Consider the following 15,249-nt stretch of genomic DNA (forward strand, 5'->3'; position numbering starts at 1 on the left):
GATGATGGATGGGAGAACGCGTGTCTGGGATTCTTCCCCCGGCCGTTCCGTGGCGTCAACGATTTTTGTCCTGTCCGCGTGGATGAAAAATTCCCTCGATACTCGGCATCACGAAAAACGATTGGACCCGGCCATGCCGGGATTTCTAAAGTGGAAGGCCGGCGTGGCCGATACCGGCCGGGCCGCTCCGGCCGCCAATACAACAATCACGTGAGGACATCGCATGCCCGTCCCGCTACTCAACTGTGACATGGGGGAGAGCTTCGGCAACTGGACGATGGGGCTCGACGAGGAGGTCATGCCCTATGTGGACTGCGCCAACATCGCCTGCGGCTTCCATGCCTCCGATCCCGACATCATGCGCCGTACCGTGGCCCTGGCGGTCGCCAGCGGCGTGCGCATCGGCGCGCACCCCGCCTATCCCGACCTGCAGGGGTTCGGCCGCCGCTCGCTGGCCTGCTCGCCCGAGGAGGTCGAGGCGATGCTGCTCTACCAGATCGGGGCGCTGGATGGCATCTGCCGCGCCGAGGGCGGTCGGGTCGCCTACGTCAAGCCCCATGGCGCGCTCTACAACGACATGGCCCGCGACCCCGAATTGCTGCGCGGCGTGATGCGCGCGATCCGCGCCTACGACCCGGCACTGCCGCTGCTGGCGATGGCCACCGCCGATCCCGCCCCGACCCGCGCGCTGGCCGAGGAGATGGGCGTCACGCTGTGGTTCGAGGCCTTCGCCGATCGTGCCTACGACGCCGGCGGCCATCTGGTCTCGCGCCGGCGTCCCGGCGCGGTGCACCACGACCCCGACGTGATCGTCGCCCAGGCGGTGACGCTGGCCCGTGGCGAGCCGCTGATCGCCGAGGACGGCAGCCAGTTGCGACTGAGTGCCGATACCCTGTGCGTGCACGGCGACAACGCCGAGTCGATCGCCGCGGTGCGCGCCATCCGCGAGGCCTTCCGGACGCTGGAGACCGCATGACACCGCGACTCGAGACGGTGGGCATGGACAGCCTGATCGTGCGCCTCTTCGAGACCATCGACGAGGCCAACATGCCCTGGCTGGCCGCCGCGGACAGCGCGCTGCGCGAGGCGTTCGGCTCGGCGCTGATCGACCTGGTGCCGTCCTACACCACGCTGCTGGTGCACTACGATGTCGTCGCGCTCACCCCGGGCGAGGCCCGGGAGCGCATCCGCACGGCGCTGACCGATCTGGCGCCGGCGTCGGCGGAGCAGGGCCGCCGTCACGTGATCCCGGTCTGGTACGACGAGAGCGTGGGGCCCGAGCTGCCGCGTATCGCCGAGCGGCTGGGCACCAGCGTGGCGGACGTGGTCGAGCGTCACTGCGCCCGGGACTATGGCGTCTTCGCGCTGGGCTTCGCGCCCGGCTATGGCTTCATGGGGCTGGTCGAGGCGACGCTGGCCACGCCGCGGCTGAAGACGCCGCGCCAGAAGGTCGCCGCCGGCAGCGTGGGCATCGCCGATCGACAGACCGCCATCTATCCACTGCGCTCGCCGGGCGGCTGGAACCTTCTCGGCCGCACCGCCGTGACGCTGTTCGACCGCGATCGCGAAGGCTACAGCCTGCTGCGTCCCGGCGATCGGGTGCGCTTCGAGGCCATCGATCGCGAGACCTTCATCGCCCAGGGCGGGGACACGACCCCCTTGGAGGAACGGGAGGAGCGCCCATGACCGCCGCGACCACACCGGGCCTGCGGGTCGAGCGGGCCGGCCCCCAGGCGCTGATCCAGGACGCCGGGCGCTTCGGCGTGCGCCATCTGGGGGTGACCCAGGGTGGCGCGCTGGACTGGGTATCGCTGGGCTGGGCCAACTGGCTGCTGGGCAACCCGCCCGAGACGCCGGGACTGGAAATCGCCATCGGCGACCTGGAGCTGCGCATCGAGGCGTCCGCCAGGCTGGCACTGGCCGGCGCCGACCTGGGGGCGACGCTGGACGGCCGCCCGCTGCCGAACAACGCCAGCTTCGCCGTCGAGGCGGGCCAGCGGCTGGCCTTCGCGGCCCCGGTGCGCGGGCTGCGCGCCTACCTGGCGGTGCCGGGCGGCATCGATGCCGAGCCGGTGCTGGGCAGTGTCGCCACGGTGACCCGCGAGGGGCTGGGTGGCCTGGACGGCCACGGCCGGGCGCTCGCCGCGGGCGACACCCTGGGCTGGCGCGGGCAGGGGTGTGCCGACCGGGTGCTGCCCCGCGACGTGGTGCTGCCGCCCGAGGCCGAGGCGGCCCTGGCGCTGGTGCCCGGGGCGCAGATCGCGCACTTCGCCGGCGACAGCGTGTTCGCCGCCTTCAACCGCGAATGGCGGGTAGATGACCGCGCCGATCGCATGGGCGTGCGCCTGCTCGGCCCCGAACTGCACTGTCGGCTGTCGGGGATGATTTCCGAGGGCATCCCGCTGGGCGCTGTCCAGGTTCCGGCGGACGGCCAGCCCATCGTGCTGCTCAACGACCGCCAGACCATCGGCGGCTATCCGCGGCTGGGGGCGCTGACACCGCTGGCCTGTGCCCGGCTGGCCCAGCTGGCGCCGGGCGAGTCGCTGCGGCTGACGCCGACCACGCCCGCACAGGCACGCCGGGCCCATCTGGCCCAATGGGCACGCTGGCATGCCGACGACTGAGCGGCGGCAGTGCGCTCAATGCGAGAACGAGAGCTATGCGGTGATGCGGGCAGCGCGTCTCCCAGGGTGTGCGGGTCACTCACTGCAGGCGCGCGCCCGCCTGGCGCGGCCGTGCCGTCATGACGGTCCGGCCACGAAAAGGCCCGGTCGAGGACCGGGCCGATACGTGTCAGCTAGCAGCCTGCCGCCAGCGGCAGGTCGGCGAGCGCTTACTGCGTCTTGTCGCCGTCCATGCTGTCGGCGGTGTCCTGGGCGGCCTGCTGGGTCTTCTCGCCGGCCGTGTCGAGCGCCTGTCCGGCGTTGGTCAGCGCCGAGGCGGTGGCGGCCTTGGTGCTCTGCCAGGCGCTCTGGGCGGACTGCTTGGTGTTCTCCCAGGCGTTGGCGGTAGTCTGCTTGGTCTTGCTCCACCAGTCGTTGGTGTATTCGGGCTGCTGGGTGATCTCCTTCTCGGTCATGTCGACGTGGACCTTGTAGGCGATGTTCTCGAGGTCATCGCCGTTGACGGTCTCGACGGTGAAGTGCCCGGTCTCGATCACGTATTGCTTGGAGCCGAGATCGAGCAGGTTGCCGGTATCGATCACCAGGGCGCGAACCTTCATGTTGTCGTCGAGCAGCACATCCTCGACATCACCGATGTCCTCGGACGGGTTGCTCTTGCTGTAGACGTCGGCATCGGTCAGCTCGTCGGCGGAATACAGGCCCTGCGGGGCGGCCATGGCGCTGGTGCCCAGGCTCAGGCCTCCGGCGGCGATCAGGGCGGCAAGAAGGGCTTTACCAGCGGGCTGGGTAAAAGTCGGGCGCATATCCATGTGTCGCTCCTTGTGCAAAATCCGTTTCATGGGGTCGCCTCGTGTCCCGCGATGGCGGATTCCCGAGGCGGCGAGCGATCCTGCTCAGGTGGCATGGCGACCGGCGCCGTCCCGACCCCGGCCGCCACTTTGCTCGCGTCGCCCCTTCACCATAGGAAGTGAGTGACGAATTTCAACCGCGCGGCGACAGTCTCGTTACAGAACCAGCCCCAGGTCGTCCTGGCAGCCGCCGATGCCGGTCAGCTCGATTGCCAGGTCGGCCACACCATCGCCGTTGACGTCGCCGCGCAGCATGCCGTCGGCCAGGCGCAGTTCGCCGCCCTGTCCGGTGAAGCTGTCGCTGCCGCGCCAGACGAAGGCCTGGTCGCCGTCCTGGGCCAGATCCGCATCGATGGCGGACAGGTCGATCACGTCCCCCTGAGACGGCAGGAAGTCGAGGATGCGATCCGGGGCGTCCGGCCCCGAGGCCTGGGTGGCCCGGAAGGCGAAGGTATCGGCGCCGTCGGTGCCGATCCATTCGTCGCCGCCCGCCGCGGTGGCCATGATGTCCGAGGCCGTGCCGTCGACATCCAGCTGCGTCGGCAGGGCCTTGGCCGCGTCGTAGGTCTTGTAGCTGAAGCGCCAGGCCTCGCCGGGGGCCAGGCTGAGCGGCGTGTCGTCGGTGACGACGTAATGGCCGCTGCCGTCCGCGTCGACGACCTGGGCATTCCACAGCGCGCTCAGGCCGCTGGGCAGGTCGAAGGCCAGGGAGATATCGTCGAGCGTGGCATCGCTGGTGTTCTCGACGATGACCTCGCCGACATAGCCGCTCGACCATTCGCTCTTGACCTGCGTGGTGACGCGGGTCAGGGCGTCGGCATCCACCGTGCCCACCGCCGTGGTGGCGCACAGGTCGCTGTCGTCGAGCGTGACGGCCTGGCCGCCGAGGGTCAGGGACGCCGGCAGCATCGACTCGTCGGCATAGGCCTTGAACGAGAAGCTCAGGCTGTCGCCGGCGGCCAGCATGCCGTCTCCATCCGGGGTGACCGTGTAGTGGCCTGCCTCATGGCGCGTCAGGGTGGCGCTGTACAGTTGGGTCAGGTCGGCGTTCAGATCGAAGGCCACGTCCGAGGCCTCGACGGCGTGGTCACCGTGGTTGCTCAGGGTGACCCGCATGACATAGCCGCTCGACCAGCGGCTGACCGGTGTCAGGGTATAGCTCAGCGCGTCGCTGTTGCCGGCGTCGGTGACCGTCGTGCCGGTCGGCAGCCAGTCACCGCCGGTCAGCGTCAGCGACGAGGAGGTATCGCTCGTGGCGTCGCCGTCGCCCAGGATCGTCTCCGCCGAGGGCACCTGAAACACCTCACCCTGGCGGAGTTCACCGGTTCTCAGGTCGAGGATCCGGCCGTCGGCGAAGTGGGCCTCTTCCATGTCGATCAGGATGTCGTCGTCGCCGGGGCCATCCAGATACCAGCGGTCGTTGCCGAGATTGGCGATGTGGTAGTCGCCGAATGCCTGATCGAACACGGCGATGTCGAAGCCGTCGCCGCCGTCGAGGACGTCGTTCCCCCAGCCGGCGCCGCCGCGCAGGATGTCGTCGCCGGCGCCGCCGTACAGATGGTCGTGCCCCAGGGCGCCGTCCAGATAGACCCCCGCGTCGGTGCCGTGAATGATGTCGTCGCGACGCGTACCGACCACGTAGTCGAAGGTCACGGTGTTGGCATCGCCGTCGGTGGGTGCGCCGAAGCTCTCGCCGTCGTTGACCCACAGCGTGGTCGACATCTCGTCATGGGCGGCGTCGCGCAGCGACTGCTCGACATGCACCGTGTTGGCGTGGTCGCGGCCGCCGTGGAAGTTGATGTCGCGGTCGGTGAGCGCGACGTTGATGCTATTGCCCACCGAGGAACTCCAGGAGGCGAACAGCACGCCGTGGCGCATGGCCAGGCTGGTCAGGTCATCGTACTGGCCGTCATAGCTTTCGCGCAGCTCGAACCCGTAGCCGTTGCCGCCGCCCCCCTTGTTGAAGCTGCCGTGGGTGCTCAGGCTCTCGGCGGTCATGTCGAGGGAGCGGGCGAACTCGAAGGCGGTCGAGGGGCCGTTGGTCACCGCCACGTCGCGGATCTCGGCCCCGACCGTGGCGTCGAACTCGATGGCGTGGTAGCGCAGCAGGTCCGTGCGCTGGTTGACGAAGTCGCCGGCGTCGGGCTCGCCGAGCGTGAAGCCCACGCCGAAGCCGGACAGCGAGACATGGTCGAGGGTATCGATACGCTCGACGTGCGTGTCGCCGGCGGCGAAGTCGAAGTGCACGCCGCGGTCGAGGGTGACGGTGTCGCCATCCACCGCGACCACCCGCGCCATGCTGGTGCGCAGCGGGGAGTCGGTCTCGCGCCACTGGCTGTCGCCGATGGCGTCGAGGAAGGCCGCGTCGTTGTTCTGGTAGAGACGGATCGTGTCGCCCGCCGCCAGGCCGTGGCCGTCGCCGAGCACCAGTTGGTCGCTGCCTTCGCCGACGGCGTCCTGCAGGGTACCGACGTCCACGGCATCGCCGCCCTGGACGCGAATCGCCTGGCTCGCGCCGTCGGCCAGCGCCGCCTCGCTGAAGAGGAAACGGGTCTCGGCCGAGCCGGCACCCACCAGCGACAGGTCGCTGCGTTCGATGGCCAGTGGTGCGTCGAAGTGATACTCGCCGGCGGCAAAGTGAATGCTCGCCCCCTCGGGGGCGTTGTCGATCAGCGTCTGCAGCTGCTCGGCGGTGATGTTCGTGTCGACACTGGACACGCCGTCGACGAAGACATAGGCCTCGGGCAGCTCGGCCAGCGGGTCGACGGGGGTGACGAGCGCGGCGGCGGCGTCGGTCAATGACGGCGTCTCGCCGTTGACGGTGAAGCCGGCCGGGAACTCGGTGCCGTCGCCGAGCACCTTGATCTTGAAGCGGGCGGTTTCGCCGGGGGCGATGTCGTTCTTGGCATCGTCGTCGCCGATTTCGTAGTAGCCGGCATCGGCGGTCAGCAGGCTGCCGCCCCAGACATCGCCGAGTGTTCCGTGAGTCGTGAAGCCGATCCGGTAGTCCGTGATCGGGTCGCTGCCCAGGTTGGTGATGAAGACTTCCATGACGTAACCGCCGTTCCACTGGCTGGAGAGAGTCAGGTCGATGAGTGAGCGCAAGGTGACCACCTGTTCGAAATCAAGGGTTCGACAAACCGCCGGCGGCCCTGGGGTCGTCGTGCGGAATCGGGGTGTGGTTACCGGTGAGGTGCTGTCGCTGGCGCCGTGATGGCGGAGAAGAAGCAGCGGCAGTGGGGCGGTCAGTCGCCCGGAGGGAACGTCCGTGGAATGCTTACCTCGCAACCGAATGGGTTATCGGCGCGCCGGCGAGATTTTTTAGTGAACTTTGGTATTCATTCTTTGCAGTCTGTTGTGCGCGGGTGAGTGCCTGCCGCTTGCGCAGTCTCCACGGCAACCAGGCCGGGGGCGCTGGCGAGGCGCCATTTCCCGCGAGCGTGATTACCCTGACGGGAGGACCGGGCAGGGCGCCTGGCACGGGTCGACCTGATGGCCAGCCTTGACCTGGCGCTACTGAGAGGCCCCATGGTGATCAGCCGGTCGCCGCCGGCACCGCGATCAGGCTCACCAGGCAGGCGTCGACCTGGCCGACCTGGCCGGTCAGGCGCCGCCCGGCGGACCAGTCGGGCGACAGCGTGCGGTCGAGTTCCAGGGTGGTGGCATCCAGCGGGTCGTGCGCATCGGCGACGAGGTGGGCATCCTGGAAGTAGAAGCGCACCCCGGTGAGCGGAAACAGCGCCTTGAACAGGCTTTCCTTGAGCGAGAAAACCCGGGTGGCGAAGACGCCGCGGACGTCGCGGGGCAGGGCATCCATGAGGGCCTGTTCCCCCGGAGTGAGGATCTGCCGGGACAGCCGCTCGGCGCGCGCGACGGGCAATATCGCTTCGGCATCCACGCCCAGCCCCTGCCAGCGTTCGGCGCAGGCCACCACGCCGGCGGCGAGACGGCCGCTGTGGGTGATCGAACCGACGATACCGGCGGGCCACAGTGGCGCCCGGCTGGGGGCAATGCCGGGCACCGCCGGGGTGCCGGTGAGCATGGCCAGGGCGGCGCGGGCGGCCAGGCGACCGCCCAGATACTCGAGCTGGCGCTTGGGTGCCGCCTGGTGCACGGATTCCGGGGGTGTGACCGGTACCGCTTCCCAGGCCCCGCCGTCGAAGGCATGGCGATCCAGGGCGATGCCGCGCCAGATGACCCCCGCCAGCGGCGCGGGCCAGGGCCAGTCGACATGCCAGGGGCCGAGACCCTGGGGGAGCGACTCGCCGAGGCTCATGGGCCGGCGGGCGCGTCCACCAGAACGGCGTCGAGGGCGACGGGCACCGCGTCGTCGATGCGCTGGTAGCCGAGCATCTGCAGTACCAGTCGGGCGACGCTGTTGTCCATCAGCGCCTGACCGTCCAGCGTCACCGGCTCGGCATTGGTGAGCCGGATACGGTCCCGGCTCTTGCGGGTGAAATGCACCGGCAGACTCTCGCGGCGCGGCTCGCCGTTGCCGTCGATGCGCAGCGTGAGCGTGTCGGTCAGCGACTCGCCGACCTTCAGGGCGTCCAGGCGCTGCGGATCGAACTCGGTGACCACGGTGACCAGCGGGGTGGTCGCCATCTCCTGAAGCCACGCCGGCAACGGACCGATGTGCTTCATGACATCGGTCTGCGACAGACGCAGCGGCAGGCGCAGGGTACCGTCCGTGCCGAGCGTGCCCTGCAGATGGTCGATGTGATGGGTATGCGGCTGCCTGCCCTCGGCTGTGATCTCGGTCAGCGTCGCGGTCACCCGGGACTCGGGCGCCAGCAGTTGCCAGGCTGCCTGCACGGGCGATGCCGCCAGCAGCAGACCGGCGACGCCGGCCGTCACCCACCCGCGGCGGGATCGTGCGGAACACGGTTGATCGAAGCGGACGTCCATGCCGAAGCCTCCTGAACAGGTAAGGGCCGAGAATACCAGCGGGACGCTGGTCTCAGCCATTGGCATTCGCTATCATAAGCCGCGCGTTTGCCGGGCCTATAGCTCAGCGGTTAGAGCAGGGGACTCATAATCCCTTGGTCGCTGGTTCGAATCCAGCTGGGCCCACCATTCAAATCAGCTACTTAAGAATTTTCTGTGGTGAGTCCCATAGTCCAAGGGTACAGTTTCGGTACAGTGCCGATCCTTCAGCCCCCTGGAGTTTTTCATGGCCACCATCGTCAAGACCCCCTCTGGTAGCTGGAAAGCTGTCATCCGCAAGACCGGCTGGCCCACTACCGCCAAGACCTTTCGAACCAAACGTGACGCTCAGGACTGGAGCCGCCGCACCGAAGATGAAATGGTGCGTGGTGTCTATATCCAGCGCAGCGCCTCGGAGCGTATGACGCTCGAAGCCGCGCTCAAGCGGTACCTGGCCGACGTTACCCCTACCAAAAAGCCCAGCACCCAGAAGAGCGAACGCCACAAGGCCAACACGCTGATTGAGCACTTGGGCAAGTACTCCCTCGCGGCCCTGACGCCGGAGCTGATCGCCAACTTCCGTGACACCCGTCTGAACAGCATTGGCCATCGTGGCCAGCCCATCAGCGCCAATACCGTGCGGTTGGAACTCGCACTGCTGGGGCACCTCTACACCGTAGCCATCCAGGAATGGGGCCTCGGCTTGACCTACAACCCCGTTCAGAACATCCGCAAGCCCAGCCCTGGAGAAGGGCGCGACCGGCGTTTGAGCGCCGACGAGGAGAAGCGCCTGTTCGCCGTGCTACGGCAGCACAGCAACCCCATGCTGGCCTGGATCGCCAGAATCGCCCTGGAGACGGGTATGCGCTCCTCGGAGATCCTGACCCTCACTCGCTCCCAGGTTGACGTGAAACGCCGTGTGGTGCGCCTCACGGACACCAAGAATAATGAAGCTCGCTTGGTGCCGCTGACTCAGGCTGCCACGGAGGTATTCAAGCAGGCGCTCAACAACCCGGTGCGCCCACTCGACTGCGACCTGGTGTTCTTCGGCGAACCTGGAAAGGACGGCAAGCGCGGTCCATATGTCTACACCAAGCTCTGGAACCAAGCGAAGAAGCAGGCAGGGCTCGATGACTTCCGCTTTCATGACCTACGCCATGAGGCTGTCAGCCGGTTGGTGGAGGCCGGACTGTCTGATCAGGAGGTCGCCGCGATCAGTGGCCACAAGTCGATGCAGATGCTGAGGCGGTATACACACTTGCGAGCCGAGGACTTGGTTGAGAAGCTGGATAAAACGATCAGTTTTAGTTCGGTGTGAAAATTGGTGTTACTACCGTTCACTTCGGCTAAAGATAGAATCTTTAAGTTTTTATTAGGGGAGTTTGGTGTTTACTATTATTGGTTGTTAGTATTATGCGTGAGTAAATAATTGTTGCGGAGATTTTTGTGTGTTATTGTATTTAATGTGAAATATCTTGGTGCGGATAATTATTAAAAAATTCCATGATAACTAAGTTAATCGCGGGTGCCAAATGAATAGCCGGAAGCCATCTAGTAATGAACGTATTAATTTTCGGGCAGGAGTGCCTGACATCCTATATAGGCAAGCCGGAGGCCGATGTTCAGTCCCGCGCTGCAAAAATCCTACAATGGGTCCGTATTATGAAAAGGATGGCGTCGTAAATATGGGTGTCGCTTGCCATATATATAGCGCTTCGAAGAATGGCCCTAGAGGTCAAGGTGGGAAGAGCGAAGAGTTTATAAGCAGTGAGAAAAATGGGATATGGTGTTGTCAATATCATGGTGCATTAATTGATAAAAATAAGGGTGGTGACTATCCGGCTGAGGTTCTTTTCGCCTGGAAGGAACTTGCAGAGGCCCGTGTTAGAAAGCAAATGAATGATTCGCCATCTCCACTTGGCTGGGTAGAGTCGATAGAGTTAACCTCATTTCCAATACTGAGTCCCTTGCCGAAAATTAATTTGTATAGAAATACTTTGATGTGGGGGAAGCACGGTAGTGGAAAGACTTCATTGCTCGAGATCGCTGCTTCTGTCACGAATTCATGTTTTGCAGAACGGTTTGTTAATACGAAAAGGCTAAGTGAGTGTGGAGAAAGTTGTCCAGCTACTATCTCCGGAAAGGTTGTCTATTCTACGGTTGATAATTTTGACAAAGAAATTTTTGTAGAGGTTAAGGGTCCTGTTATATCGAGATGCGACGGGTCCAGGACTTATCTTCTTCCACCCGGCGATTTAGAGATAATCTACTGCTCCTTCTCAAATGCAAGAAAACAGGAAGGAGAAGATGATGTCGATTTTTTCATGAGAGCTCTTGGTGTAGATAGGAGTGCTCTTTATTCCCTATGTGATATTGGTACAAAGACAATTATTCCAGGTGACATAAGGTTATCTGTTTCATACGCATATGATGATGAAAATGACAAAGAATATATAGAGCGGAAGAGCGATGGAGAACCTTGTTATAATATTGAGATTAAAGTTGAAGGTCGGGAGTTTTATGTTACATATAATGGCTTGTCAGGTAGTGAGAAAGGTCGTTTGATTATAGATTTGATGATAACAAAGGCGCGTGAGATTTGTAAGGAGCGCCTGACCTTGTTGTTAATTGAAGAGGTTTCTTATAACTTCGACGAAAGTAACTTTGAACGTCTTCTTGTTTCGCTTTCTAAAGAAGATTTTCAATCTGTTGTTTTAGTGCCTCCCGCAAGAGAAAATGAGATTTTGGATAATTCTGCTGAGCTGCCGTCTCTTAGAGATAAAGAATACCTTAGAAAGTGGAGCTTAGCGGTAGTAGGAAAAAATGATTGTTGAATAGATTTCACTGTCTGTGATGTGACGGTATTCACCTGACACATGATCTCGTGGGTTACCTATAGTTAAGCAGTTTTTTTCGCTTTCTTGGCTCCTCTTTCGGTGTTTTGGGGAGCCTTTTCTCGATGATGGCACAGGGCTTCATTCCCCATACGTTGAGGCCTGTTGCGGTCGTTTTGAGTTGTAGCTTTACTAACGAGGCGGTTGTGGCATTCATTGGCCACAAGACCATGAAGATGTTGCTGTGGTATACGTATTTTAGTGTAGCCGAACTTGTCTCAGAACTAGATAGATTCAAGTTATTTAGCTCAACTTCTACGTGTGGCTGGATGAGGTGATAATAGTGTGCTTACTGTCTCTTCTCCCGCCTGGGGGGATGACGAGGATTTGCTCGGCTGTTGTCCTAGGTTTTTATCTAGTCTAATGACAATAGCTTGTTACCTATGGTTAAGGTGGTGTCGAGCAGGCTATAAGAGAAGCCGCCCATGTATTCGGAATAATAAGAATAATAATCTTATTATTCTTATTGTTATTTCCCCGTTCCGGTTGGCTCGATCTCATTGATGCGATAATTGTTAAATTTTGTTATCTTCCTAAGGCGCTGAAATTAATGAATTTTTATGCGCATCATTTCTTCAAAAGAATACACCTTGATAATCAATATATAGTGCATTGATTGCTGCGCAAAAGGCGTGCGCTTGAGCTTTGACTTTGCTTGGTTAGCATTGGTTACGTCGATGTATGATTGATGGAGGGCTAGTCATGAAAGTCGAAGATTATCTTGTTGATCGGTTCGGCCTATTGATGAGCATAACAGACCTGGCGGATCTTCTTGGTCGTTCGCCCGATGGTGTGCGAGTTTCTCTTTATTCAGATACTGAGGTCTCTCGAAAGCTGAAGCCGACGATGGTGAAGGTAGGGCGTCGTGTCTATTTCCGGACGCTCCAAGTCAAAGACGCTCTGGATTTGGAGCCTTCTGAATATGGCGCGTGTTAGTCCCTCGGTAGTACAGAAGATCCTGGGTAGGGTAGTTGCTTATCATGCCGCATTCACGCTCCTTCCCGGCGTTTCAGTTCCTGGTGCAGTTTTTCTCAGCCAAGCATTTTACTGGACGCGTAACACCAAGGCGGAGGAAAGAGGTGGGTGGTTTTATAAGAATCAGCGTGGCAGAGATAGCTGGGAGTCAGAAACAGGGCTTTCTCCAAAGCAGCAGGCTAATGCTAGGAAATCGCTAGTGGAAATTGGCGTATTGGAAGAGGAAAGGAGAGATGTACCTGCAAAAATGTGGTATCGGGTGAACTGCGAGCGCTTGCTTGAGCTTCTGGCGGAGCAATTCGACGACGACCCTTCTGGAAGTGATTGTAATTCCCAGTTTTTCCCTTTGGTCGATTCTACTATCCCTTCTGTCCAATCTGGTGATCAGGATGGTCAAACCTTGATTCGACCAAAGGGCAAATCTATTACAGAGAATACAACACAGAGTACATCAAGAAATAAAAGCGAGGCGGCTAAGGCCAAGAGTTATCTTGGGTCCGAATCAAAATTAACTCGGGCGGAGATGGCTGAGTTATTGGGCCAGCAAAGAGCAGACCTCATAGCCAGAAATTACGGCAGTGACAAGGTTGGAGCTCCCGCAGTAGAAGAAATGCGAAGAACCCTCCGCACATAGGATTCAAGCGGCGCGGAACGGGGGTGATGACCCCGAACCGCGCCTAACCACAACTGCCTGCATAGGAGGCATCCATGGCTAACAAACAGGGTATCACACCCGCCTACACCGATAGTGGCCTGTCGCGGCTGTACCGGTCACACGCGGTCGAACAGCATGCCATCCAGAGCGAGGTTCGAGCTCTGGTGATCATCGCCGGCTACGCAAGCGATTTTCTGACCGAGGATTTGGAAATCCTTCCCGAGGATTTCTTCACCTGCATCGAGGAGATGAAAGAGGTGATGGAGTCCATCGACCTGAAAAGCCTGGATTTCGAAAAACGGTCGCTCACGCTCCAGAGGACGAGACGGCGTCTGGAGGCCAAAGCGACCCGTCAGGATCGTCAAAAGGAGGTTTGATCATGAGCAACAAAATTTCGTGCGCACGAAAAATGGCCGGTGTCGCTCTCGCGGCCACCGTCGGTCTTTCGCAGCCAGCTATGGCAGGCGGGATTCCCGTTATCGACGTGTCGAGCCTGACCCAGCAGATTTTGCAGGTTCAGCACATGCTTAACCAAATCGAGCAACTGAAAAGCCAGCTCGAAACGGCCAACAAGGAGCTGGACAGCATGAGCGGGGTTCGTGGCCTGGGCAACGTCATCGACTCGGCCTATGACACCGCCGTGAACGTCGATCCTAACCAGGTGCTGAGTGACGCCGGCATCAGGGGTGCGAGCGAACACGGCCTGTCCGGTGACGTGGCGGACCTGTACGACAGCGGCAACCAGAACATGGCGATCTGGCTTGGCCAGTCCCAAAAGTCCCTTGAGCAGGCTCAGGAGCGTTTCAGCGAGCTGACCGGCTTGGTGGCTGAGGTCAACAACAGCCCGGACCAGAAAGACATTCTGGACCTCCAGGCCCGTATCGGCGCCGAACAAGTCATGCTGCAAAACGAGATGGCCAAGCTGTCCATGCTCCGTTCGCAGGCCGAGGCCAACCAAGCCATGCAAAACCAGCGCGTGCAGCAGATGCGCGTCGCGTCATCAGGGGAACCGTTCGAACTTGATTGGTAAGGAGGCCTTATGAGTACCAAGAAAATTTCGTGCGCACGAAATATTGCCATTGTGGTTCTGATCAGCGTTGCGCAGTCCGGGTGCTTTGATGACACCCCGGATACTGGCCCGGTGCAGACCGTGGACTGGTACAAAGCACATGACAATGAGCGCAAGGTGACCCTGGAGACATGCGGCAACAACCCTGGCGAACTCCAGGAGACGCCGAATTGCATCAATGCACTCCAGGCAGAACGGGCACTGTCTAGCGGTGAGCCCTTCGAACTTGACCTGTCTAGCCTTAAGAGCGAGGAGGACTCATGAACCTGTTTGAAGGCATGTTCTCCGTCGTTGATCAGGCACTGGACCAGTACATCATCAATACGGCTACTGACCTAATCGCTTACATCACTCCGATGTTTACCAGCATGTTGATAGTCTGGATTGCCATCTGGGGCTATTTGATGATGTTTGGCAAGGTCAGTGAGCCCTTGCAGGAGGGCGTTTTTCGCATCCTTCGCATCGGCTTCATCATGACGCTGGGGCTGACGGTCGGTACCTATATGGGCGTCGTGGTGGACGTACTGGCTCGCGGCCCGGAAAAGGTAGCAGCAGTCATCACGGGGTCCAATGGAGGTGCCGCGGCCATTTTGGACAGCCTGTTCTCCCGCGTTCTCGCCGTAGCTGATCAGGCCTGGGATAAAGCGGGAGTCATGAGTGGTGATTTCGGCATGTATCTGGTGGCAATTCTGATCATGGTGTTTGGTGGTGGTGTTGCCATCGTAGTGGCGTTCCTCTTACTGGCCAGCAAGGTCGCTACCACAGTGCTGCTGGCAATTGGTCCGCTCTTCATCATCGGCCTGCTTTTTAACGCTACCCAACGCTTTTTCGAGAGCTGGCTGGGTATGGTGATCAATTTCGGCATGCTGCTGCTTTTGGGCTCAGCCATTGGCCGAATGGTCATCGATGTCAGCGAAGCGTTCATGAGCATCGTGGAATCCTCGGCAGGCAGCATGGCCAGTATGACCACAAGTGCCTATCTGATTGCTTTTTTTGCCCTTGGAATCCTCGTGCTGAAGCAGGTGCCGGCCATTGCTTCTGCATTGGGCGGTGGTGTGGCACTGGCAACTCAGGGCGCTCTGGGCTCTGCTATGTCCGCGATACGTCCCTCGGCAATCCGCCGTCAGTATCGCGGCGTTCAACGTGATGCACGCTTAGCAGGCAGTGCGGCAACCTCTCCTTACCGTGGCGCCAAGTCTGCCTATCGTGCCTACCAGAAGCGTTTCGGTGCTGGCAACACGATGACAAGAGGCTAAGT

15 protein-coding genes and 1 tRNA gene are annotated in these 15,249 nt (G+C 61.0%); 12 read left to right on the forward strand and 4 right to left on the reverse strand.

The genetic code is table 11. The features are described from left to right. Positions 1-223 precede the first annotated feature (223 nt). Genes KGQ91_RS07435 through KGQ91_RS07445 form a run of 3 tightly spaced genes read left to right on the forward strand, consistent with a single transcriptional unit; the run spans position 224 to position 2,624 of the window. Positions 224-976 carry a 5-oxoprolinase subunit PxpA gene (locus KGQ91_RS07435; protein WP_224420670.1) on the forward strand — a complete coding sequence of 251 codons (753 nt, stop codon included), beginning with the start codon at positions 224-226 and terminating at the stop codon, positions 974-976. Next, complete coding sequence (pxpB, locus tag KGQ91_RS07440) at positions 973-1,686, forward strand: 5-oxoprolinase subunit PxpB (protein ID WP_224420671.1); 714 nt, start codon at positions 973-975, stop codon at positions 1,684-1,686. The genes KGQ91_RS07435 and pxpB overlap by 4 nt, the downstream gene beginning before the upstream one ends. Beyond that, complete coding sequence (locus KGQ91_RS07445; protein WP_224420672.1) at positions 1,683-2,624, forward strand: 5-oxoprolinase subunit C family protein; 942 nt, start codon at positions 1,683-1,685, stop codon at positions 2,622-2,624. Before pxpB ends, KGQ91_RS07445 begins: the two co-directional genes overlap by 4 nt. A gap of 209 nt (positions 2,625-2,833) precedes the next feature. Here KGQ91_RS07445 and KGQ91_RS07450 read toward each other — a convergent pair whose 3' ends face one another. The 4 genes from KGQ91_RS07450 to KGQ91_RS07465 all read right to left on the reverse strand — a co-directional run bounded on the left by KGQ91_RS07450 (position 2,834) and on the right by KGQ91_RS07465 (position 8,380). Continuing rightward, positions 2,834-3,433, reverse strand: a complete 600-nt coding sequence (locus KGQ91_RS07450; RefSeq protein WP_224415660.1) for a PRC-barrel domain-containing protein — start codon at positions 3,431-3,433, stop codon at positions 2,834-2,836. Between the two features lie 195 nt (positions 3,434-3,628). After that, positions 3,629-6,577 (reverse strand): cellulose binding domain-containing protein, encoded by a 2,949-nt coding sequence (locus tag KGQ91_RS07455; protein WP_224420673.1) that lies wholly within the window; start codon positions 6,575-6,577, stop codon positions 3,629-3,631. A 430-nt stretch (positions 6,578-7,007) separates the two neighbouring features. After that, a complete protein-coding gene (locus KGQ91_RS07460; RefSeq protein WP_224415658.1) occupies positions 7,008-7,748 on the reverse strand; it encodes a 4'-phosphopantetheinyl transferase family protein in 741 nt (246 codons plus the stop codon). Next, positions 7,745-8,380, reverse strand: coding sequence for a hypothetical protein (locus tag KGQ91_RS07465; RefSeq protein WP_224415657.1), 636 nt, complete (start codon positions 8,378-8,380; stop codon positions 7,745-7,747). Before KGQ91_RS07465 ends, KGQ91_RS07460 begins: the two co-directional genes overlap by 4 nt. 92 nt (positions 8,381-8,472) lie before the next feature. Between KGQ91_RS07465 and KGQ91_RS07470 the strand changes: the two genes are divergently transcribed. The 9 genes from KGQ91_RS07470 (at position 8,473) to KGQ91_RS07510 (ending at position 15,247) form a co-directional block, all read left to right on the forward strand. After that, a tRNA-Ile gene (locus tag KGQ91_RS07470) sits at positions 8,473-8,548 on the forward strand. A 97-nt stretch (positions 8,549-8,645) separates the two neighbouring features. After that, positions 8,646-9,716, forward strand: a complete 1,071-nt coding sequence (locus KGQ91_RS07475; protein WP_224415656.1) for a tyrosine-type recombinase/integrase — start codon at positions 8,646-8,648, stop codon at positions 9,714-9,716. Positions 9,717-10,047: 331 nt separating this feature from the next. Next, positions 10,048-11,232: a hypothetical protein gene (locus KGQ91_RS07480; RefSeq protein WP_224420674.1), complete on the forward strand. Its 1,185-nt coding sequence runs from the start codon at positions 10,048-10,050 to the stop codon at positions 11,230-11,232. 762 nt (positions 11,233-11,994) lie between these two features. Continuing rightward, the gene (locus tag KGQ91_RS07485; RefSeq protein ID WP_030073720.1) at positions 11,995-12,228 is read left to right on the forward strand and encodes a hypothetical protein; all 234 of its coding nucleotides are present in this window, start codon (positions 11,995-11,997) and stop codon (positions 12,226-12,228) included. Beyond that, positions 12,215-12,901: a hypothetical protein gene (locus KGQ91_RS07490; protein ID WP_224415654.1), complete on the forward strand. Its 687-nt coding sequence runs from the start codon at positions 12,215-12,217 to the stop codon at positions 12,899-12,901. The genes KGQ91_RS07485 and KGQ91_RS07490 overlap by 14 nt, the downstream gene beginning before the upstream one ends. Before the next feature lie 74 nt (positions 12,902-12,975). Beyond that, on the forward strand, positions 12,976-13,299 hold the full coding sequence (locus tag KGQ91_RS07495; protein WP_224415653.1) for a hypothetical protein: 324 nt from the start codon (positions 12,976-12,978) through the stop codon (positions 13,297-13,299). A gap of 2 nt (positions 13,300-13,301) precedes the next feature. Then, positions 13,302-13,952, forward strand: coding sequence for a TrbJ/VirB5 family protein (locus KGQ91_RS07500; protein WP_224415652.1), 651 nt, complete (start codon positions 13,302-13,304; stop codon positions 13,950-13,952). Positions 13,953-13,961: 9 nt separating this feature from the next. Beyond that, a complete protein-coding gene (locus KGQ91_RS07505) occupies positions 13,962-14,255 on the forward strand; it encodes an EexN family lipoprotein (RefSeq protein ID WP_224415651.1) in 294 nt (97 codons plus the stop codon). Then, positions 14,252-15,247 (forward strand): TrbL/VirB6 family protein, encoded by a 996-nt coding sequence (locus KGQ91_RS07510; protein ID WP_224415650.1) that lies wholly within the window; start codon positions 14,252-14,254, stop codon positions 15,245-15,247. Before KGQ91_RS07505 ends, KGQ91_RS07510 begins: the two co-directional genes overlap by 4 nt. Positions 15,248-15,249: the final 2 nt, after the last annotated feature.

This window comes from Modicisalibacter tunisiensis (genome assembly GCF_020148005.1).
GTDB classification, from domain to species: domain Bacteria; phylum Pseudomonadota; class Gammaproteobacteria; order Pseudomonadales; family Halomonadaceae; genus Modicisalibacter; species Modicisalibacter tunisiensis.